This window comes from Cupriavidus sp. C2SS-8b (assembly GCF_057073745.1).
In genome coordinates, this window is sequence record NZ_CP172716.1 from 305,107 (window position 1) to 326,553 (window position 21,447).

At 64.4% G+C, this 21,447-nt stretch carries 20 protein-coding genes; 13 read left to right on the forward strand and 7 right to left on the reverse strand.

Going from position 1 to position 21,447, the window contains the following annotated elements; all coding sequences use genetic code 11:
• Positions 1–137 precede the first annotated feature (137 nt).
• Entirely contained in the window at positions 138–479 is a 342-nt protein-coding gene (locus ACIGJB_RS01365; protein ID WP_483731053.1) for a DUF2917 domain-containing protein, read from the forward strand.
• Between the two features lie 55 nt (positions 480–534).
• Here the strand turns inward: ACIGJB_RS01365 and ACIGJB_RS01370 are convergent, their stop codons facing one another.
• Positions 535–837, reverse strand: a complete 303-nt coding sequence (locus tag ACIGJB_RS01370; protein WP_483731054.1) for a HigA family addiction module antitoxin — start codon at positions 835–837, stop codon at positions 535–537.
• 218 nt (positions 838–1,055) lie between these two features.
• Between ACIGJB_RS01370 and icmF the strand changes: the two genes are divergently transcribed.
• From icmF to ACIGJB_RS01385, 3 genes are all read left to right on the forward strand, one after another.
• Complete coding sequence (gene icmF / locus ACIGJB_RS01375; protein ID WP_483731055.1) at positions 1,056–4,337, forward strand: fused isobutyryl-CoA mutase/GTPase IcmF; 3,282 nt, start codon at positions 1,056–1,058, stop codon at positions 4,335–4,337.
• A gap of 120 nt (positions 4,338–4,457) precedes the next feature.
• A complete protein-coding gene (locus ACIGJB_RS01380) occupies positions 4,458–4,895 on the forward strand; it encodes an HIT family protein (RefSeq protein ID WP_483732230.1) in 438 nt (145 codons plus the stop codon).
• A 45-nt stretch (positions 4,896–4,940) separates the two neighbouring features.
• Positions 4,941–5,795, forward strand: coding sequence for a 3-hydroxybutyryl-CoA dehydrogenase (locus tag ACIGJB_RS01385; RefSeq protein WP_483731056.1), 855 nt, complete (start codon positions 4,941–4,943; stop codon positions 5,793–5,795).
• Between the two features lie 462 nt (positions 5,796–6,257).
• On the opposite strand, the gene ACIGJB_RS01390 is transcribed toward ACIGJB_RS01385, so the two are convergent.
• Entirely contained in the window at positions 6,258–6,653 is a 396-nt protein-coding gene (locus ACIGJB_RS01390; protein ID WP_483731057.1) for a hypothetical protein, read from the reverse strand.
• Between the two features lie 132 nt (positions 6,654–6,785).
• Between ACIGJB_RS01390 and ACIGJB_RS01395 the strand changes: the two genes are divergently transcribed.
• Positions 6,786–7,184, forward strand: coding sequence for a hypothetical protein (locus ACIGJB_RS01395; protein ID WP_483731058.1), 399 nt, complete (start codon positions 6,786–6,788; stop codon positions 7,182–7,184).
• Between the two features lie 240 nt (positions 7,185–7,424).
• Here the strand turns inward: ACIGJB_RS01395 and ACIGJB_RS01400 are convergent, their stop codons facing one another.
• From ACIGJB_RS01400 to ACIGJB_RS01410, 3 genes are all read right to left on the reverse strand, one after another.
• Complete coding sequence (locus tag ACIGJB_RS01400) at positions 7,425–8,006, reverse strand: DUF2459 domain-containing protein (RefSeq protein ID WP_483731059.1); 582 nt, start codon at positions 8,004–8,006, stop codon at positions 7,425–7,427.
• A gap of 95 nt (positions 8,007–8,101) precedes the next feature.
• Positions 8,102–8,530: a DUF3293 domain-containing protein gene (locus tag ACIGJB_RS01405; RefSeq protein WP_483731060.1), complete on the reverse strand. Its 429-nt coding sequence runs from the start codon at positions 8,528–8,530 to the stop codon at positions 8,102–8,104.
• A gap of 4 nt (positions 8,531–8,534) precedes the next feature.
• Positions 8,535–9,203, reverse strand: a complete 669-nt coding sequence (locus ACIGJB_RS01410; protein ID WP_483731061.1) for a Crp/Fnr family transcriptional regulator — start codon at positions 9,201–9,203, stop codon at positions 8,535–8,537.
• 237 nt (positions 9,204–9,440) lie between these two features.
• On the opposite strand from ACIGJB_RS01410, the gene ACIGJB_RS01415 reads away from it, so the two are divergent.
• The 7 genes from ACIGJB_RS01415 (at position 9,441) to ACIGJB_RS01445 (ending at position 18,144) form a co-directional block, all read left to right on the forward strand.
• Complete coding sequence (locus ACIGJB_RS01415) at positions 9,441–11,399, forward strand: AMP-dependent synthetase/ligase (protein ID WP_483731062.1); 1,959 nt, start codon at positions 9,441–9,443, stop codon at positions 11,397–11,399.
• 16 nt (positions 11,400–11,415) lie between these two features.
• The gene (locus tag ACIGJB_RS01420; protein WP_483731063.1) at positions 11,416–12,408 is read left to right on the forward strand and encodes an ABC transporter ATP-binding protein; all 993 of its coding nucleotides are present in this window, start codon (positions 11,416–11,418) and stop codon (positions 12,406–12,408) included.
• Positions 12,409–12,454: 46 nt separating this feature from the next.
• The gene (locus tag ACIGJB_RS01425) at positions 12,455–13,369 is read left to right on the forward strand and encodes a branched-chain amino acid ABC transporter permease (RefSeq protein ID WP_224081250.1); all 915 of its coding nucleotides are present in this window, start codon (positions 12,455–12,457) and stop codon (positions 13,367–13,369) included.
• A gap of 26 nt (positions 13,370–13,395) precedes the next feature.
• On the forward strand, positions 13,396–14,472 hold the full coding sequence (locus ACIGJB_RS01430; protein WP_483731064.1) for a branched-chain amino acid ABC transporter permease: 1,077 nt from the start codon (positions 13,396–13,398) through the stop codon (positions 14,470–14,472).
• A gap of 83 nt (positions 14,473–14,555) precedes the next feature.
• A complete protein-coding gene (locus ACIGJB_RS01435; RefSeq protein WP_483731065.1) occupies positions 14,556–15,893 on the forward strand; it encodes an ABC transporter substrate-binding protein in 1,338 nt (445 codons plus the stop codon).
• A 107-nt stretch (positions 15,894–16,000) separates the two neighbouring features.
• Complete coding sequence (locus ACIGJB_RS01440; protein WP_483732231.1) at positions 16,001–16,816, forward strand: ABC transporter ATP-binding protein; 816 nt, start codon at positions 16,001–16,003, stop codon at positions 16,814–16,816.
• Between the two features lie 77 nt (positions 16,817–16,893).
• Positions 16,894–18,144: a phenylacetate--CoA ligase family protein gene (locus ACIGJB_RS01445; protein ID WP_483731066.1), complete on the forward strand. Its 1,251-nt coding sequence runs from the start codon at positions 16,894–16,896 to the stop codon at positions 18,142–18,144.
• A gap of 138 nt (positions 18,145–18,282) precedes the next feature.
• On the opposite strand, the gene ACIGJB_RS01450 is transcribed toward ACIGJB_RS01445, so the two are convergent.
• Both ACIGJB_RS01450 and ACIGJB_RS01455 read right to left on the reverse strand, forming a co-directional pair.
• On the reverse strand, positions 18,283–18,651 hold the full coding sequence (locus ACIGJB_RS01450) for a YbaN family protein (RefSeq protein WP_483732232.1): 369 nt from the start codon (positions 18,649–18,651) through the stop codon (positions 18,283–18,285).
• Between the two features lie 100 nt (positions 18,652–18,751).
• Positions 18,752–19,729: an NAD(P)H-dependent flavin oxidoreductase gene (locus tag ACIGJB_RS01455; RefSeq protein ID WP_483710268.1), complete on the reverse strand. Its 978-nt coding sequence runs from the start codon at positions 19,727–19,729 to the stop codon at positions 18,752–18,754.
• Between the two features lie 223 nt (positions 19,730–19,952).
• Between ACIGJB_RS01455 and ACIGJB_RS01460 the strand changes: the two genes are divergently transcribed.
• Entirely contained in the window at positions 19,953–20,951 is a 999-nt protein-coding gene (locus ACIGJB_RS01460; RefSeq protein WP_483731067.1) for a Bug family tripartite tricarboxylate transporter substrate binding protein, read from the forward strand.
• The last annotated feature ends 496 nt before the right edge of the window (positions 20,952–21,447 follow it).

The following is a 21,447-nucleotide window of genomic DNA, read 5'->3' on the forward strand; positions in this document are numbered from 1 at the left end:
CTATCGTCGAACTGTCAGGAAAAACTACTGAACAGTTCATGGAAAACTGTTCACAACTGTACATGGGATTCTAGTCGGGGATACGAATAATGGAAGCATGGCGGAGATCGGTGCCGCCGCGCTGCAAGGAGTGCGACATGCGTGAACTGAGGGTATTTGAACTGGATGAACCGGGGCAGCCGGTGAGCCTGCGCGCGGGCTACGGGCAAAGCGTGAAGGTGATCGAGGGCCGGGTATGGGTCACGGTGGAAGGCTGCGTGGCCGACTTCTGGCTGCAGCCTGGCGACGTTTTTGCGCTGGCCGAGGGCGAGCGCTTCTGGCTGTCGGGCGAGGGCGGCCCGGCGCGATTTGCGCTGGCAGCAGTATCCGCGCCGTTGTCGTGGGCGCGGCTGGCCGGGTGGCTGCGCGTGCTGGCGCACCGCTGGTGCGAGTGGAAGACGGATGCGTTTGGCGAATGCCCGCGGTTGAGCGTGCGGTGATGGAGATGTCTGTGGAACGAAGGCCGCCTCTGGGCGGCCTTATCCATTCTGCACCTCAGGCCGCGACCGAATGCCGCTTGATCTCCGCCAGCTTGTCGGCACCGATTTTTTCTTTCGCCATTTCGGTGTCGTAGTAGGTCTGCAGATTCATCCAGCTTTGTGCGTCGGTGCCGAAGAAGGCGGCCAGGCGCACCGCTGTGTCTGCGGTGATTGCGCGTTCGCCCTTGACGATTTCGTTGATGCGGCGCGGCGGCACGTCGATGGCTTTTGCCAGGGCTCTCCGCGAAATGCCATGTGGCTCGAGCCACTCCCTCTTAAGAATCTCACCCGCGGTAGACAGTGGTACTTCGCGAACCATCGATCGCTCCTTTCAATGTTCACGCCAGAAGGTGAGTGTGATCGGACGGCCTTGCGGCCACAACGGCTTCCGACTTGCCTTACGTTAACGTTAACGTCATATAATCGACAGGCCCCCGCCGCATCGGGGGGCAGTCCGCATGCACGGCCAAGCCGACATCCGATCGGCGCACAGGCTGGCAAGCGGCCGCCAGCCAATCCCAGCCAGCGGTGGAGACCATGACCGATCTTTCCGATGTGCGCGATGTTCGTCGCGATGCGCCCCAGGCGCAGGCGCGCGGCCCCGTCAACAAGGTGCGCTTCGTCACGGCGGCTTCGCTGTTCGACGGGCACGACGCATCGATCAACATCATGCGGCGCATCCTGCAGTCCCACGGCTGCGAGGTGATCCACCTCGGCCACAATCGCTCCGTCGATGAAGTGGTGACCGCAGCGCTGCAGGAAGACGCGCAGGGCATTGCCATCTCCAGCTATCAGGGCGGCCACGTCGAGTACTTCAAGTACATGGTGGATTTGCTGCGCGAGAAGGGCGGCGAGCACGTGCAGGTGTTCGGCGGCGGCGGCGGCGTGATCGTGTCCGATGAAATCCGCGAACTGCAGGCCTACGGCGTGGCGCGCATCTACAGCCCCGAGGACGGCCAGCGCATGGGCCTGGCCGGCATGATTGCCGACATGGTGCAGCGCTGCGACATCGACCTGAGCCGTTACGCGCCCACAACGCTCGATGCGGTGGCCGCAGGCGACCGCCGCGCGCTGGCGCAGCTCATCACCGCGCTGGAAAATGGCAAGGCGGATCCTGCGCTCGTAAAAGAACTGCACGAGAAGGCGGAGAAGGCCACGGTGCCCGTGCTCGGCATCACCGGGACCGGTGGCGCAGGCAAGTCATCGCTGACGGACGAACTGATCCGTCGCATCCGCCTGGACCAGCAGGACACGCTGCGCATCGCGATGATCTCGATCGACCCGTCGCGGCGCAAGTCCGGTGGCGCGCTGTTGGGCGACCGCATCCGCATGAATGCGATCAATCATCCGAACATCTTCATGCGCTCGCTGGCCACACGTGAAGCAGGCAGCGAGATCTCGCAGGCACTGCCCGATGTCATCGCCGCTTGCAAGGTGGCCGGGTTTGATCTGGTCGTGGTCGAGACCTCGGGCATCGGCCAGGGCGATGCGGCCATCGTGCCGCATGTGGACGTGTCGCTCTACGTGATGACGCCCGAGTTCGGCGCCGCGAGCCAGCTCGAGAAGATCGACATGCTCGACTTCGCCGATTTCGTCGCGATCAACAAGTTCGACCGCAAGGGCGCGCAGGATGCCTGGCGCGATGTGGCCAAGCAAGTGCAGCGCAACCGCGAGCAATGGCATGGCAAGCCCGAGGACATGCCCGTGTACGGCACCCAGGCATCGCGCTTCAACGACGACGGCGTGACCATGCTGTACCAGGGCCTGCGCGAAGCACTGGCCGCGAAGGGACTCAGGTTGCAGCCGGGCACGCTGCCCGTGCTGGCCGGCCGCATTTCGACCGGACAGAACGTCATCGTTCCGCCGCAGCGCAGCCGCTACCTGGCGGAACTGGCCGATACGCTGCGCGGCTACCATCGGCGCGTGGCGGAGCAGAGCCGCATTGCGCGTGAGCGCCAGCAACTGCGCGCGTCGAGCCGCATGCTCGCGCAAGCGCAGGGCGAAGGCGTTGCCGCACTGGACAACCTCGCCGCGGAGCGCGACGCAGCGCTTGGCGAGCTCGAACGCAAGCTGCTGGACATGTGGCCGCAGATGCAGCAGGCCTACAGCGGTGACGACTACGTGGTGAAGATCCGCGACAAGGAACTGCGTACGCGGCTCGTAAGCACCACGCTGTCGGGCACGAAGATACGCAAGGTCGTGCTGCCGCGCTTCGAAGACGAGGGCGAAGTGTTGAAGTGGCTGATGCGCGAGAATGTGCCCGGCAGCTTCCCCTACACCGCCGGCGTGTTCGCATTCAAGCGCGAGAACGAAGATCCCACGCGCATGTTTGCCGGCGAGGGCGATGCGTTCCGCACCAACCGGCGCTTCAAGCTGGTGTCGGAGGGCATGGAGGCCAAGCGGCTTTCCACCGCATTCGACTCGGTCACGCTGTACGGTGAGGACCCGCACGTGCGTCCGGACATCTACGGCAAGGTCGGCAATTCCGGCGTGTCGATCGCCACGCTCGACGACATGAAGGTGCTCTATGACGGCTTCGACCTGACCAGCCCGGGCACGTCGGTGTCGATGACGATCAACGGCCCGGCGCCGACCATCCTGGCGATGTTCATGAACACCGCCATCGACCAGAACCTCGACAAGTTCCGCGCCGACAACGGCCGCGAGCCGAGCGCCGACGAAGAGGCGAAGATCCGCGCGTGGGTGCTGCAGAACGTGCGCGGCACGGTGCAGGCCGACATCCTCAAGGAAGACCAGGGCCAGAACACCTGCATCTTCTCGACCGAGTTCTCGCTCAAGGTGATGGGCGATATCGCCGAATACTTCGTGCACCACCAGGTGCGCAATTTCTACTCGGTGTCGATCTCGGGCTATCACATTGCCGAGGCCGGCGCGAACCCGATCTCGCAGCTTGCCTTCACGCTCGCCAACGGCTTCACCTATGTCGAGGCGTATCTGGCGCGCGGCATGCATATCGACGACTTCGCGCCCAACCTGTCGTTCTTCTTCTCGAACGGCATGGACCCGGAGTACAGCGTGCTGGGCCGCGTGGCGCGCCGCATCTGGGCGGTGACGATGCGCGACAAGTACGGCGCCAACGAGCGCAGCCAGAAGCTCAAGTACCACATCCAGACCTCGGGCCGCTCGCTGCACGCGCAGGAGATCGACTTCAACGATATCCGCACCACGCTGCAGGCGCTGATCGCGATCTACGACAACTGCAACTCGCTCCACACCAACGCGTACGACGAGGCCATCACCACGCCCACCGGCGAATCGGTGCGCCGCGCGCTGGCAATCCAGCTGATCATCAACCGCGAATGGGGCGTGGCGAAATGCGAAAACCCCAACCAGGGCAGCTTCCTGATCGAGGAGCTGACCGACCTGGTCGAAGAGGCGGTGCTGCAGGAGTTCGAGCGCATTGCCGAGCGCGGCGGCGTGCTCGGCGCGATGGAGACCGGCTACCAGCGCGGCAAGATCCAGGAGGAGTCGCTGTACTACGAGCAGATGAAGCATGACGGCACGCTGCCCATCATCGGCGTGAACACGTTCCGCAATCCGGACGGCGACCCGACACCGCAGAAGCTGGAACTGGCACGCTCGAGCGAAGCCGAGAAGCAAAGCCAGCTCGAACGCCTGGCCGCATTCCAGCATGCCCATGCCGACGCGGCGCCCGCCATGCTGCAGCGCCTGCGCGAGGCCGTGATCGACAACCAGAATGTGTTTGCCGTACTGATGGACGCAGTGCGCGTGTGCTCGCTGGGGCAGATTTCGCACGCGCTGTTCGAGGTCGGAGGCCAGTACCGCCGCAATATGTGAAACAAGAGGCAGAAAACCGCACGGAAATCTGGGGGCGGCGGGGGGCTGTCACGGCCACGGCCGCCCCTGTGCGTTAAACTCGGCAGTTCGCCGGATCCCGGAACCATGCCGCACCCGACCATGAACAGCCCGTACGACACGAATAACATTTTTGCGAAGATCCTGCGTGGCGAACTGCCGTGCATCAAGGTCTATGAAGATGCCGACACCATCGCCTTCATGGACATCATGCCGCAATCCGACGGCCATACCCTGGTGGTGCCGAAGGAAGCCGCGGTCAACCTGTTCGACCTGTCGGAAGCCGGCGCGGAAGCCGCGATCCGCACCACGCAGCGCGTCGCGCGCGCAGTGCGCCAGGCATTCAATCCGGACGGGTTGTCGATCGGCCAGTTCAATGGCGCCGCTGCCGGCCAGACCGTGCCGCACGTGCATTTCCATATCGTGCCGCGCTATTCGGATCAGTCCTTGCGCGGCCACGCGCGCGACACGCAGACCCCGGACGTGCTCGAGGCCCACGCGCAGCGTGTCATCGCCGCGCTGCGCGAACAGGCGGCCTGAGCGGTCGCGGACAACGAATACATAACCAGCAAAAGGAAGAGAGAGATGGCAATCAGGACAGTGGGCATCGTCGGTGCCGGCACCATGGGCAACGGCATTGCACAGGCCTGCGCGGTAGTTGGCCTTGACGTGGTGATGGTGGATATCAGCGACGCAGCGGTGCAGAAGGGCGTCGCCACCGTCGCCGGCAGCCTGGACCGCCTGATCAAGAAGGACAAGATCAGCGAGGCCGACAAGGCCGCCGCGCTGGCGCGCATCCACGGCTCGACCGCGTATGAAGACCTGAAGAAGGCCGACATCGTGATCGAGGCCGCCACCGAAAACTATGACCTGAAGGTCAAGATCCTCAAGCAGATCGACGGCATCGTCGGCCCGGAAGTGATCATCGCGTCGAACACCTCGTCGATCTCGATCACCAAGCTGGCCGCCGTGACCAGCCGCGCCGACCGCTTTATCGGCATGCACTTCTTCAACCCGGTGCCGGTGATGGCGCTGGTCGAACTGATCCGCGGCCTGCAGACCAGCGACGCCACCCACGCCGATGTCGACGCGCTGGCCAAGGAACTGGGCAAGTACCCGATCACCGTGAAGAACAGCCCGGGCTTCGTGGTCAACCGGATTCTTTGCCCGATGATCAACGAGGCTTTCTGCGTGCTGGGCGAAGGCCTGGCCTCGCCGGAAGAAATCGACGAAGGCATGAAGCTCGGCTGCAATCATCCGATCGGGCCGCTGGCGCTGGCCGACATGATCGGCCTGGACACCATGCTGGCCGTGATGGAAGTGCTGTACACCGAGTTTGCCGATCCGAAGTACCGTCCGGCCATGCTGATGCGCGAGATGGTGGCTGCGGGGTATCTGGGCCGCAAGACTGGGCGTGGGGTGTACGTGTATAGCAAGTGATTTGAGTTTGGCCTGACCCCGTGCGGGACGAGCAAGCGCCGGCGACTTGGACCTGCGGTCAGTCGCCGGCCTTTTTTATGGATCTTCGGGGAATTGGGGGGCGTCGTGGTTGGCAGGCGGGCCCTTGGGGGTTGTGGTTGTGACTTGGTCTTCGCTCTTGGCATGCGCGGCTGTTTCGCAGGCGTAGCCTGCGAGTCACTTTTTGTCCGAGCGACAAAAAGTAACCAAAAAACGCGTTTACTTGCCCTAACGGGCGAATATTGATCGTAGTGTGCTGCGAGTGTTGTACGGGTATTCGCTTCAGAGCGTGCCCGGCTGCCTGCCGCGTGGTGCGCGTCCGCCTGCAGGCTCTCCAGCAATGATTGAACCAGCCCCGAACCTGTCCGTGGCCCGACACTGCCAGCGCTATCGCATCATCGCCTACGGCTGCTGCGCGGCTCACAAGTCGGTGAGTCAGGGGCATCAACGGCGCAGATGCTGGTGCTTCCGTTTCTTCTCTTCTCTTCCCTCGGTTTTCACTGAGTGCGCGCAGCCGCAGCCGTAGGCGTCATACCGATGTCGGGGTAGGAAGGGCTTGGCGGAGGGCGCGGTGACCGAAATTTCAGTTGTAAAACAATCTTTTACAACTGCCGGCTGATGGCAAGAACTACCAGACCATGCTCCACAGATGTCAAGGACGCCGGTCTGCTGAATCGGATAGAGGAGCAGCTTGAGCGCCAAGGTCTGGAAGGCGCGAAAGGGAGGTGCCAGAAATGATACATAATCGCGTCGCCTGAGGTCGCCGGGCGTTGCCACCCGACAACGCCGAATGTGCAGTAACCGCCGGCCGCCATTGAGGCGGCCGGTTTGCTTTTCCACGTGAAATCACGGCCCCGCCGCGCGCCGCGAAAGCCGCTTACATGGTTTCACATGCAGAAACAATTCCACCTCACTCGTTACGCGACTGTCGCGTTAGAGTGAATGATAGATTCAAGACAAAGAAGGACTCAAATGATCCGCCCCCTCCTTGCCGCTTTTACGCTTGGCGCGTTGTCGCTGGCGGCAGCCAGTCCCGCCATGGCACGTGTCGATGTTGGCGTCAGCATCGGCGTGCCTGCACCGGTGTACGTCGAGCCGGCCCCCGTCTATGTCGCTCCCCCGCCGCCGGTCTATGTGGCGCCTCCGCCTCCAGTCGTCTATGGCCCGCCGCCCGTGGCATATGGCCCGGCGCCGGTCGTCGTTGCGCCGGCCATCGTGATGGGCTGGCATGGTGACCGCTATTGGGACGGCCGCCGCTGGTGGGGACGCGAGCAGTGGTACGGCCACCGCGGCCATCGTGACCGCGATTGGGATGATGACCGTGGCCATGGTCACGGTCACGGCCACGGACGTGGACATGACCGCTGGTAGCCCGCCCTCCGGGGGCAGGGCCTGATTTCGCCTATAACTGAAATCGCCCAGCCCACCACCGGAGACGGCAATGCAAAGAACCTGTCTGGCTGTCCTGCTCCTCGCTTTGTCGCTGACCGGCTGTATCTCGGTCAGCAGCAGCGACCCCAATCCTCCGGCCAACAATGCGGCAGCAAGGCCGTCCTCCGGCACCACCCTCACGTGTACGCAGCTGCCGTGCTACTAGCCGCCTGGCAGCTTTCAGGGCGCCAGTCCTGCGCCTGACTGTTCCGAGGCGATCCGCCTGACCTGCATCATGACGTCGTCCGCGAATACCGCAATGGGTGCCAGTGGCAACCCGGCGTGACGCAGCGCGTCTGCCGTCCACGTATTGCACGTGTAGAGCAGGCTGTAGGCGGCGGTAGCCGACAAGTAAGCGCCGCCTTCATAAGGGCCGGCACCAAGCCTGATGGGGGAATCGTCCGGATTCCTCTGCACTGCGCCCCGAAGATAGTTGCGCAATCCCTCGAGCCCCGGCCGGCTGACCGCCAGGCCGACCACGTTCGCAGCGCCGAACGCCTCGGATGGCGGCGCCCGCAGCGCGGTCATCAGCACCACGCCGCGTCCCGGCACCAGTGCCAGCAGCATGGTCACGACACCGTGGTTGCCCCGCATCACGTAAGAACGGTCCCCGAAGCCGAAGCAGAGGTAGCGCACATCCTCGAATCCGGCCCCGAGGCTGCGCACGCCAGGGTCCGCGTCCTCGCTGCGCAGGCAGACATCGGTGTGCCAGTCGCGCGCTACCACGTCGATCATTGCAGCGGCCGGAACCACTGGCGTCATGGATGGTGCCGGCGGCAGTGGCGCGCAGGCGGCGGCAGCGCATGCGGTCGCGCAGGTCAGCAGGCGGCGGGTCAATGAAACGGTTCGCTGCACGCTCAGCGCAGCAGGATCAGCTGCGGCACGGCATCGGCACCACTCCAGACGATGGCGTTCTGGCCGTGCTTCGTTCCGAGCGCGCGCGCGGCGTCGAGCGATATCCCTGGCACCAGGAAGCTCGGTTCGCCGGGCCAGCCGTTGTCCGGATGCTGGCCGATGCCCGGGATGGCAGCAAAACCAAGCCGCGCGAGTTCGTCGGCCAATGCCTGCTGCCGCACGTCGTTGCGCAATGGATCAAAAGTCTGGCTGAACGGATTCGCCGCGGTGATGAACGCGCTCGACGCTACCTGCAGGCGTGCATGCAAGGCAGCCAGCGGTGCGCTTGGCTGGTCGATCTTCAGCACCAGCGGCGCATCGCCATGCACGCAGTACTCGGTCTCGCGATAAGCCCGCAGCGTGCCCTCGTCGATCGCGGTGCGCGCAGGCATGGTGTCACTCGCCGTACTGGCGCAGCCCGTCCAGGTCCAGCACTTCGATCACGCCGTAGTCCACGCGCACCAGGCCCTGCTGCTCGAGCACCTTGAGCGCCTGGTTGGCGCGCTGGCGCGAAATGCCGGCGAGCAGGCCGATCTCTTCCTGCGAGATCTCCAGCGTGTTGCCGATGCCCGGATAGAGATGCTCATTGAACAGCGACGACACCGCGCGCGCCACGCGCGAATCGATGTCGAGCAGGCGCTCGTATTCCACCGCGGCGATGAACTGGCCCAGCCGCTCGTTGAACTGCGTGAGCAGGAAGCGTGTAAACGGCAGGCTGGTATCCAGCAGCCACTGAAAAGTCTCGCGCGGCAGGAAGGCAATCGACGAGCGGCGCAGCGCCATCACGTCGTACTTGCGGATCTCGGATTTGAGCACCGCGCCTTCGCCAAACCAGCCGCCGGTCGGCACGCCGGTGAAGGTGACGGACTTGCCCGATGGCGACACGGTAGTGATCTTGACGATGCCTTCGAGCACGCCGAGCCAGTGCTCGGCGATTTCACCCTTGTGACAGACGTAGTCGCCTTGCGCGTACTCGCGCACGAACATCGCGCGGCGCACGCGTTCGCGCTGCTCCGGACTGAGGTCCGCGGCCCATACGCAGCGGTCGACGAAATCGTTCAGCATGGCCTGGAAAGGTCCTGTAGGGATTAACCCGGAATTGTCACCGGCGTGACAACCGGGGGGGAAGGCATCGGCTATCTTACGATCACTACGGAGCCGGCAAGTGCCAGAAGACAAGGCACGACGGGCTTGATGCGCTGCGGCATGACGGCCGCCAGGCAAAACAGGCCAAGTATAACGACCCGGACCGGCGCTTGACACCGCGCGTGGATCCCCACGACGGAGGGACAGGAGACAGCGATGCAGGAATCGTCGGCGACGACCTTTCCGCGATTGCTGCTGGAGCACGCCCGGCAACGGCCCGCGCATCCGGCGTATCGCGAAAAGGATCTCGGCATCTGGCAGACATACAGCTGGGCACAGGCCGCGCAGGAAGTCCGCGCACTGGCATGCGGCCTCGCGGCACTGGGCTTTACGCGCGGCATGAACCTGGCTGTGGTGGGCGACAACCGTCCGCGCCTGTACTGGGCCATGACCGCGGCGCAGGCGCTTGGCGGCGTGCCGGTGCCGCTGTACCAGGACGCCATTGCCAATGAAATGGTCTACGTCCTCAACGATGCGGAGATCGATTTCGCCATCGTCGAAGACCAGGAGCAAGTGGACAAGCTGCTCGAAGTCGAAGAGCAACTGGCCGCCTCCGGCCGCAGCGTGCGCCATGTCATCTACGAAGACCCGCGCGGGCTGCGCGACTACGATCATCCGTCGCTGATGTCGTACCAGCGCCTGCAGGAGATCGGCCGCGACTATGACCGGGCGCATCCGGGTTTCTATGACGAGGCGATTGCCGCGGGCGAGCCGGAAGACACGGCCATCATCCTCTATACGTCGGGCACCACCGGCAAGCCCAAGGGCGTGTGCCACGCGCACCGCGGTTTGATCGGATCGGCGCAGAACGGTTGCGGTTTCGACGGCCTCACTGAGAAGGACGACGTGCTGTCCTACCTGCCGATGGCATGGGTCGGCGACAACCTCTTCTCTTACGCACAGGCCATGGTGGCGGGCTTCACCGTGAACTGTCCGGAATCGCGCGAGACCGTCATGACGGACCTGCGCGAGATCGGGCCGACCTATTACTTCGCACCGCCGCGCATCTATGAAGGACTGCTCACGCAAGTGATGATCCGCATGGAAGACGCGGGCTGGATCAAGCGCAAGCTGTTCCACTGGGCCATGGATGTCGCGCGCCGCTGCGGTGCCGACATCCTCGACGGCAAGCCCGTCGGATTGGCCGACCGCATGCGCTATGCCGCCGGTGAGTTTCTGGTCTACGGCCCGCTGCGCAACGTGCTCGGCATGAGCCGCATCCGCGTCGGCTATACCGCCGGCGAGGCGATCGGCCCGGACCTGTTCCGCTTCTACCGCTCGATCGGCGTGAACCTCAAGCAGTTCTACGGCCAGACCGAAACCTGCGCCTATGTCTGCCTGCAGCCGGACGGGCAGGTCAAGTTCGATTCCGTCGGACCGGCGGCGCCCGGCATGGAAATCCGCATCGCTGACAACGGCGAAGTGCTGGTGCGCGGCGTGGGCCTGCTCAAGTCCTACTACAAGCGCGATGACGCCACGCGCGAGGCCATCAACGACGAAGGCTATTTCATGACCGGCGACGCTGGTGTGATCGATGCCGACGGGCACCTCAAGATCATCGACCGCGCCAAGGACGTGGGCAAGCTGGCCGATGGCTCGATGTTCGCGCCCAAGTACATCGAGAACAAGCTGAAGTTCTTCCCCTACATCAAGGAAGCGGTGGCCTTCGGCACCGGCCGCGACCAGGTCTGCGCTTTCATCAACATCGACTTCGATGCGGTGGGCAACTGGGCCGAGCGCCGCCACCTGCCGTATGCCGGCTACGTCGACCTGGCCGCCCAGCCGGATGTGATCGCGATGATCGGCGAATGCGTGGACCAGGTGAACGCGGACCTGGCCAACGATGCCATGCTGGCCGGCTCGCAGATCTCGCGCTTCCTGATCCTGCACAAGGAACTGGACCCGGACGACGACGAGCTGACTCGCACGCGCAAGGTGCGGCGCGGCTTTATCGCCGAGAAATATGCGGTGCTGATCGAAGGGCTGTATGCGGGCAAGAGCGAGCAGTTCATCGAGACGCGCGTGAAGTTCGAGGACGGGCGCGAGGGCAGCGTGTCCGCCACGCTGAAGCTGGTGGATGCCAAACGCCTGCCGCCGTCGGCACGCGCGGCGTGAGCAGGGGAGCAAGAGCATGACGCAAGTGGCCTGGCAAGGATCGGACCGCGCGAGCGCAGGACAGCGCGGCGGACAAGCGGAATGGAATGGCATGGCGCGCACGGATGCATCGGGCGCCATCCCCGGCGGCGGCGCCATCGCGCCGGCCGGCCCGATGGTGCCCGGTGCGCCGCTGGCCGATGCTGGCCTGCAGACCGGCGCACAGCGGTCGCAGCAGACGCATGAGCAGGCGCGTACCGGTGGCGAGGTGATTCTGGACCTGCAGCACATCTCGCTGTCATTCGGCGGCGTGAAGGCGCTGACCGATATCTCGTTCGATGTGTGCGAGCACGAGATCCGCGCCATCATCGGCCCGAACGGCGCGGGCAAGAGTTCGATGCTGAACGTGATCAACGGCGTGTACCACCCGCAGCAGGGTCGCATCGTGTTCCGCGGCGAAGAACGCCGCCAGATGCATCCGACCGCGGCGGCGCGCCAGGGCATTGCGCGCACGTTCCAGAACATCGCGCTGTTCAAGGGCATGACGGTGCTCGACAACATCATGACCGGCCGCAACACGCAGTTCCGCACGGGCTTTCTCGCTCACGCGTTGTGGTGGGGCCCGGCGCGCAATGAAGAGATGCGGCATCGGCAGAAGGTCGAGGAGGTCATCGACTTCCTGGAGATCCAGTCGATCCGCAAGACACCGGTGGGGCGCCTGCCCTACGGGCTGCAGAAGCGCGTGGAGCTGGCGCGCGCGCTCGCGGCCGAGCCGTCGATGCTGCTGCTCGATGAACCGATGGCCGGCATGAACGTGGAAGAGAAGCAGGACATGTGCCGCTTCATCCTCGACGTGAACCGGCAGTTCGGCACCACCATCGTGCTGATCGAGCACGACATGGGCGTGGTCATGGATATCTCGGATCGCGTGGTCGTGCTGGACTACGGCAAGAAGATTGGCGACGGGACACCGGAAGAGGTGAAGGCCAATCCGGATGTCATCAAGGCCTACCTCGGCACGTCGCACTGAGCCCGCACGTGGCTTTCCACTCAACTGATTCCACCGGAACGCAGCCATGACGTTCTTCATAGAAATCCTGCTCGGCGGCTTGCTGTCGGGCCTGATGTACTCGCTGGTGGCGCTGGGCTTCGTGCTGATCTACAAGGCCTCGGGCGTGTTCAACTTCGCGCAGGGCGCGATGGTCTACTTCGCCGCGCTCGCCGTGGTCGGCCTGATGGACAAGGGCCTGCCGATGTGGGCCGCCGTGATTGGCGCCTTTGTCGTGATGATCATTGTCGGCATGAGCACCGAGCGCTTTGTGCTGCGCAAGCTGGTCAACCAGCCGCCCATCACGCTGTTCATGGCGACCATCGGCCTGTCGTTCTTCCTCGAAGGCCTGGGGCCGCTGCTGTTCGGCAATGAAGTGCGCCCGATCAACCTCGGCATCGTCGACGAGCCGATCGAAGCGATCCTCACACGCTTCAACATCGTGCTCTCCAAGTTCGACATTGCCGCCGCCGCGATCGCCGGCGTGCTGGTCGGTTCGCTCGCGCTGTTCTTCCAGTACACCAAGGTAGGCCGCGCACTTCGCGCAGTGGCTGACGACCACCAGGCCGCGCTGTCGCTGGGCATTCCGCTGCAGCATATCTGGGCGATCGTGTGGGGCGTGGCCGGCTTTGTCGCGCTGGTGGCCGGCATGCTGTGGGGCTCGCGCAATGGCGTGCAGTTCGCGCTGACGCTGACGGCGCTGAAGGCGCTGCCGGTGCTGATCCTCGGCGGCTTTACCTCGGTGCCGGGCGCCATTGTCGGCGGCCTGATCATCGGTGCCTCGGAGAAGCTCGCCGAGATCTATATCCCCCCGGTGTTCCAGTCGGCGTTCGGCGGCAACTTCGGTGGCATCGAGGGCTGGTTCCCGTATGTGTTCGCGCTGCTGTTCCTGCTGGTCAGGCCCGAAGGCCTGTTCGGCGAGAAGCATATCGACCGCGTCTGAACCGACTTCGCTCCAGGAGATTTTCCATGTTCTATCGTGAAGCCGGCCAGTTCAAGACGAGCTACGTCTCCGACAGCCAGATCTTCCCCATCCGCCAGGACCGCATCGGCTTTGCCGTGCTGATGGCGGTGGCCTTCCTGGTGATTCCGTTCGTTGGCTCGGAATACTGGTTCTCGGCCATCCTGATCCCGTTCCTGATTTTCGCGCTCGCGGCGCTGGGCCTGAACATCCTCACCGGCTATGCCGGGCAACTGTCGCTGGGCACGGCGGCCTTCATGGCGGTGGGCGCTTATGCGGCCTATAACTTCCAGCTGCGCGTGGAAGGCCTGCCGGTGCTGTTGACGTTCATCCTCGCGGGCCTGTCCGCTGCGCTGGTCGGTGTGGCGTTCGGCCTGCCGTCGCTGCGCATCAAGGGCTTCTACCTGGCGGTGGCCACGCTCGCCGCGCAGTTCTTCGTGGTGTGGGCGCTGACCAAGTTTCCCTGGTTCTCCAACAACAGTTCGTCGGGTGTGATTACCGCGCAGCGGCTGGACCTGTTCGGCATGGCCATCGACACGCCGGTGAAGAAGTACCTGTTCGTGCTGGCGATCGTCACCGTGCTGGCGTTCATCGCCAAGAACCTGGTGCGCTCGGCCACGGGCCGCGCGTGGATGTCGGTGCGCGACATGGACGTGGCGGCCGAGGTGATCGGCATTCCGCTGATGCGCACCAAGCTGCTGGCCTTCGCCGTCAGCTCGTTCTACTGCGGCGTGGCCGGCGCGCTGTACGCGTTCTGCTACCTCGGCTCGGTGGAGCCCGACGGCTTCTCGCTGGACCTGTCGTTCCGCGTGCTGTTCATGATCATCATCGGCGGCGTGGGCAGCATCCTGGGCTCGTTCCTGGGCGCGGCGTTCATCCTGCTGCTGCCGATCTTCCTGGACAACGTGCTGCCGCCGCTGGCATCGCTGCTGCACCTGCCGTTCACGAATGCCACGGTGTCGCACATCCAGCTGATGGTGTTCGGCGGCCTGATCATCTTCTTCCTGATCGTCGAGCCGCACGGCCTTGCGCGGCTGTGGCAGATCGCCAAGGAGAAGCTGAGGCTGTGGCCGTTCCCGCACTGATCGTAGTCCCTGCTTTCTGACGTAGCGTTCCATCAAACGGGTACCCCATAACAAACGCACCTGCCAAGGTGAAGGAGACTGTCATGACAACCCTGATTCGCAATGTGCAGCGTGCCGTGCTGGCCGCGAGCGCCGCCGCGGCGCTGATGGTGCCGGCTGCAACGGCGCTGGCGCAGACCAACGAGCAGTTCGTGGCGCTGCCGAGCTACCGCGTGGGCCCGTATGGCGCCAACGGGCAGTCCTGGTATGGCGGCTTCGTCGATTACCTGAACTACGTCAACATGAAGGACGGTGGCGTCAATGGCGTCAAGCTGAGCTGGGAAGAGTGCGAGACCGAATACAACAACGCCAAGGGCGTGGAGTGCTATGAACGCCTGAAGGCGAAGAACGCCACCACCAAGGGCACCGCGTATCACTCGATGTCGACGGGCATCTCGTACGCGCTGGTCGACAAGACCGCCGCCGACAAGGTGCCGCTGGTGATGATGGGCTACGGCCGCACCGATGCGGTCGATGGCTCGGTGTTCCCCTATGCCTTCCCGCTGGTGACGACCTACCAGATGCAGGTGTCGGCCATCGTGAAATACCTGGCGAGCAAGAATGGCGGCTCGCTTGCCGGCAAGAAGATCGTCTACCTGTACCACGACTCGGCCTATGGCAAGGAGCCGATCGTCGCGCTGCAGGCGGAAGCCAGGCTGGGCAAGTTCAACCTGGTGGAGATCCCCGTGGCGCACCCTGGCAACGAGCAGGGCGCGCAATGGCTGAAGATCCGCCAGGAGAACCCCGACTACGTGATCTTCTGGGGCTGGGGCGTGATGAACCAGACCGCGCTGAAGGCCGCGCAGAAGGTGGGCTTCCCGCGCGACAAGATGATCGGCTCGTGGTGGGCGGGCTCGGAAGAAGACACCGTGCCGGCCGGCGAAGCCGCGAAGGGCTATATGAGCGCGACGTGGAACGTGGCCGGCCGCGGCGTGCCGCTGATCGCCGACATCGACAAGGTGGTCTATGGCGCGGGCAAGGGCAATATGCAGGACAAGAACAAGGTTGGCTCGGTGCTCTACAACCGTGGGGTTTCGGCGGCCGTGGTGACGGTTGAAGCGATCCGCGTGGCGCAGGAGAAGTTCGGCAAGGGCAAGCCGATGACCGGCGATCAGATGCGCTGGGCCTTCGAGAACCTGAACCTGACCAACGCGCGCCTGCAGCAGCTTGGCGCGACCGGCCTGCTGCCGGAAATCAAGACCAGCTGCGACAACCACGAAGGTTCGGGCAAGGTGAAGATCCAGCAGTGGGATGGCACCAAGTGGGTCGTGGTGTCCGACTGGATCGAAGGCAACAAGAACCTGATCCATCCGCTGTTCAAGGCGACCGCGGCGCAATACGCGAAGGAGAAGGGGATCACGCCGGGGTGCATGAAGTCGTGATGCCATACGCGTTCTGATGGTTGTCTCCCCTCTTCCTGAGGGAGAGGGGAGACAGCCGAATGGAACGCAAGGTCCAGAGTTATCGCAACGCCAATTCGAGCCGTACCATGACCCTTCTCTGCGTCAACAATATCGAAGTCATCTACGATCACGTGATCCTGGTGCTCAAGGGCGTGTCGCTCGAAGTGCCGGAGGGCAAGATCGTCGCCCTGCTTGGGGCCAACGGCGCGGGCAAGACCACGACGCTCAAGGCCATCTCCAACCTGCTGCATGCGGAGCGCGGCGATGTCACCAAGGGCTCGGTCGAATACCGCGGCGACCGCGTCGACCAGCTCACGCCGAACGATCTCGTCCGGCGCGGCGTGATCCAGGTGATGGAGGGCCGGCACTGTTTCGCCCACCTCACCATCGAGGAAAACCTGCTAACCGGCGCCTACACGCGCGGCCTGTCGCGTGGCGAGACCCGTGACGAGCTGGAGAAGATCTACAACTATTTCCCACGCCTGAAGACGCGCCGCAAGTCGCAGGCGGGCTACACGTCAGGCGGCGAGCAGCAGATGTGCGCGATCGGCCGGGCCATGATGGCCAAGCCCGCGATGATCCTGCTCGATGAACCGTCGATGGGTCTGGCGCCGCAAATTGTCGAAGAGATCTTCGAGATCGTGCGGGACCTGAACACGCGCGAGAAGGTCAGCTTCCTGCTGGCCGAGCAGAACACCATGGTGGCGCTGCGCTATGCCGACTATGGCTACATCCTCGAGAACGGCCGCGTGGTGATGGATGGCGACGCCGAGTCGCTGCGCACCAACGAGGACGTCAAGGAGTTCTACCTTGGCGTGGCCGCCAATGATGCCGATGGCGCGGAGCGCAAGTCGTTCCGCGACGTAAAGAGCTACCGGCGAAGAAAGCGTTGGCTGGCGTAGCGCATCCCGATTGTTTTCCCTCTCCCCTCAGAGGGAGAGGGATGCCGCCGTATTAACCTAATCCGTAGCACCACACCATGTCCGAATACTTCGATTCGCTGGAAACCCGCGCGCCGGAAATTCGCGAGCAGGCGCTCCTGGCCGCGCTCTCGCGCCAGGTCGCCCATGCCAAAGCGCACGCGCCTTACTTCACCGAAGCGCTGCGCGACGTGGACCCTGCCGCGCTGACCTCGCGCGACGCACTGGCCGCGTTGCCGGTGACGCGCAAATCGGACTTGAGCGCACGGCAGAAGGCCATGCCGCCGCTGGGCGGACTCAATGCCACGCCAATCGGCGGCCTGCGCCATATCTTCCAGTCACCTGGCCCGATCCATGAGCCGGACGGACATGGCGCCGACTGGTGGCGCATCGCGCGCGCCATGTTCGCGGCGGGATTCCGCTCGGGCGAGCTGGTCTACAACACCTTCTCCTACCATTTCACGCCGGCCGGCATGATGATGGAAACCGGTGCGCACAAGCTCGGCTGCTGCGTGTTCCCCGCGGGTGTCGGCCAAACCGAGTCGCAGGTGCAGGCGCTGGCCAGCCTCCAGCCTTCCGCCTACGCGGGTACGCCATCGTTCCTCAAACTGCTGCTCGAACGCGGCGAGGAAATGGGCACGCCATGCCACAGCCTGTCCAAGGCGCTGGTATCGGGCGAGGCGCTGCCGCCTTCGCTGCGCGGCTGGTTCCAGGAGCGCGGCATCCGCGTGCAACAGATGTATGGCACGGCCGATCTCGGCCTGATCGCCTATGAAACCGAGGGCGGCGATGGCTGGGTGGTGGACGAAGGCGTGCTGGTCGAGATCGTCGAGCCGGGCGGCACGCGGCCGATGCCGGAAGGCGAAACCGGCGAGGTGGTGGTCACGGTGCTCGGCAACGGGGACTATCCGCTGATCCGCTTTGGCACGGGCGACCTGTCGGCGATGGTCGCCGATTCCTCGCACCATGCGAGCCCGTGCGGCCGCACCAATATCCGCCTGAAGGGGTGGCTGGGCCGTGCGGACCAGACCACCAAGGTCAAGGGCATGTTCGTGCATCCGGGCCAGGTGGCCGACGTGCTGCGCCGGCATCCGGAAATCCGCTCTGCGAGACTGATCGTGACGGGCACCATGGGCTCGGATGTGATGACTCTGCATTGCGATGCCGCGCGCGACGACGATGCGTTGCGCCAGGCTGTCGCGGAGTCGCTGCGTGAAGTGATGCGCCTGCGCGGCGAGGTGACATTCGTGCCAGCGGGATCGCTGCCGCAGGACGGCAAGGTGATCGAGGACGCCCGCCGCTACGACTAACCAGCGCCATCCAAATGACCGCCGGTTTGCTCCCCTCTCCCGCTTGCGGGAGAGGGGCTGGGGGAGAGGGCCGGCGCTCGCAATAGCAGCATCCTGTGCGGCCCTACGCGCCGCGGCATGCAGCCAATTGAACGAGCGTTAGCGATCGTGCCCGCTCGGCGGCCGTGTCGGCAAGCGCAGCATCCATATGCTCACCGCCGCCGCACACGCAATCAGCGCGGCCGACGCCATCGGCCGGGCGCGCATGAACCAGGCCGTGGCGCCCATCGACGTCCACATCATCACCAGTGCCAGGCACTTGGCGCGCGGTGGAATGCTGTGGTGGCGCTGCCAGTCGCGGACCAGTGGGCCGAAGCGCGGATGCGCCAGCAGCCAGCCGTGGAAGCGTTCGGAGCCGCGCGCGAAGCAAGCCGCCGCGAGCAGCACGAACGGCGTGGTCGGCAGCACCGGCAGGAAGATGCCGATGATGCCCAGCAAAAGACTGATCGCCCCCAATGTCACCCACATCGCGCGCACCAGCCGCTGCCGGCGGCTTAGTCCGGCCGTGGCGGCAGGCTTCGAAGTATCGCGGTGCAGGGACGTCAAAGGAGACAAGCGTGATCCGTGCTTAGCGCGCAATACCGAGACGCGCCTTGGCGGCGTCGTACTCCGCCTTCATGCGCGCGATGATCTCGCCGGCGGGCGGGATATCGTGGATCTGGCCCACGCCCTGGCCGGCGCCCCAGATGTCTTTCCATGCCTTGGCCTTGGAGCTGCCGCTGGAAAAATCCATCTTGCTCTTGTCGGCCACGGGCAGGTTCTCCGGGTCGAGGCCGGCCCCCACGATGCTCTCGCGGATGTAGTTGCCGTGCACGCCGGTGAACAGGTTGGTGTAGATGATGTCGGCGGCGGCCGAGCCGGTGATCGACTGCTTGTACGACTCGTTCGCGTGCGCTTCCTGCGACGCGATGAAGCGCGTGCCGACGTAGGCGAAGTCGGCGCCCATGGCTTGCGCGGCCAGCACGGCATCGCCGGTGGCGATCGAACCCGACAGCGCAATCGGGCCGTCGAAAATCTTGCGGACTTCTCCGACCAGCGCGAACGGCGACAGCATGCCGGCATGTCCGCCGGCGCCGGCGGCTACCAGGATCAGGCCGTCCACGCCGGCTTCCAGTGCCTTTTCGGCATGGCGCAGGCTGATGACGTCGTGCAGCACGATGCCGCCGTAGCTGTGCACGGCATCGATCATCTCCTTCATCGGCGCGCGCAGCGAGGTGATGAAGATCGGCACCTTGTGGTCCACGCAGACCTTGATGTCATGTTCGAGCCGCGCGTTCGAAGCATGCACGATCTGGTTCACCGCGATCGGGCCAACCGGCTTGCCGGGATTGGCCGCCTGGAAACTGGCCAGCTCTTCCTGCATTTGCGTCAGCCATTCGTCGAGCAGTTCCGCCGGGCGAGCATTCAGCGCCGGGAACGAGCCGACGATGCCGGCCTTGCACTGCGCCAGCACCAGTTCCGGATAACTGACGATGAACATCGGCGAGGCGATGACGGGAAGAGCCAGGTTTTGCAGCACCTGAGGCAATTGTCGGGCGGCGGGCATGGAGTCTCCTGAACCACGTGCGGGCGCCGGTGGCACCCTGAAATGAACGGTCGTTCGATTATAGGGATTTTCAGATTGGGGAGGCTAGAAGCGTCAATCTACGCCAATTCGGGGAATCGTCGCTTCCGACGAAGCCTGCGGGATGAGTCGACCGCAAGAATCGCTTAGGACACGCAAGCGGCTGCCGCTTTGCACGGCGGTCCGACACCTCATGGAGACAGTCATGCCCGCAAAAAGCCGTCGTGGATTCGCCGTCCAATTGAGTGCCCTCTGTCTTGCCGGCATGCTGCCTTGCATCGCCGGCGCGCAATCAGCAGGCAGCTATCCCGCGAGACCAGTGCGCCTGGTGGTGCCGTACCCGCCTGGCGGGCCGACTGATACCGCGTCGCGCATCATCGGCCAGAAGCTGGGCGAGGCGCTGGGCCAGCCCGTGGTGATCGACAATCGTCCCGGGGCCTCCGGCACCATTGGTGCCGAATCGGTCGCGCGCAGTGCGCCGGACGGCTACACGCTGCTGGTCATGACCAACCCGACGCTGCTGGCGCCGCGCCTGACGCACCGCAAGAGCTACGACCTGTTCAAGGATTTCACGCCGGTGGCGTCGGCCTATGACCTGCCCATCGTCATGGTGGTCAACCCAAAGACCATGCCGGATGTGACCACGCTGCCGCAGTACATCGCCTACGCCAAGGCGCACCCGGGCGCCAACAACTACACCAGCGCCAGCAATGGCAGTTTCGGCCATATCTCGACGGAGCTGCTCAAGAGCCTGGGTCATTTCGATGCACAGCACGTGCCCTACAAAGGCAGCGCGCCAGCCATGGCGGATGTGCTGGCCGGACAGGTGCCGATGATGTTCTCGGACATGATCGCGGCGCTGCCGCACATCAAGGCTGGCAAGCTGCGGCCGCTCGCGGTGGGTTCGGCGCGGCGCGTCAGCTTTGCGCCGGATGTGAAGACGATCGCGGAACAGGGCTTCCCGGGTTTCGATGCGACGTCGTGGGCGGGCATCGTGGCGCCGGCAGGCACGCCACCTGAGATCGTTGCCAAGCTCACTGGCGACCTGAAGCGCGTGCTGGCCGATCCCGTCGTGCAGGAGAAGCTGCAGGGCGCCGGAACATTGGCGGCCTACATGCCGCCCGAGCAGTTCGCTGCGCGCATGCGGGAAGAGTATCGGAAGTGGGGGAAGGTGATCGAGGACAACGGCATTCGGGCGGATTGATGCCGACTCCCAAAACACGCCATCAGTAGGACGCCTACGGCTGCGCTGCGCGCACTCACCAGAAAACCGGAGGGGAATGGCAGAGGGGAAAGGGAAGCAGGCGCCGGCGTCGTTGATGGCACCGACCGACCCACTACTGAGCCGCGCAGCAGCCGAAGGCGATGATGCGATAACGTTGGCAGTGTCGGGCCACGGACAGTTTCGGGGCTGGTTCAATCATTGTCGGAGAGCCTGCAGGTGGACGCGCTCCACGCGGCAGGCAGCGGGGCACGCTCTGAAGCGAGTACCCGTACGAAATTCTTCGCACACTACGATCAATATTCGTCCGCTAGGACAAGTCAACGCGTTTTTTGGTTACTTTTTGTCGCTCGGACAAAAAGTGACTCGCAGGCTACGCCTGCGAAACAGCGGCGCCTGCCAAGAACTCCGCCCTGCAATTCGCCGAAGAGCCAAAAAAACGCCCCGCACAAGCGGGGCACCAATTACCACGAAGACT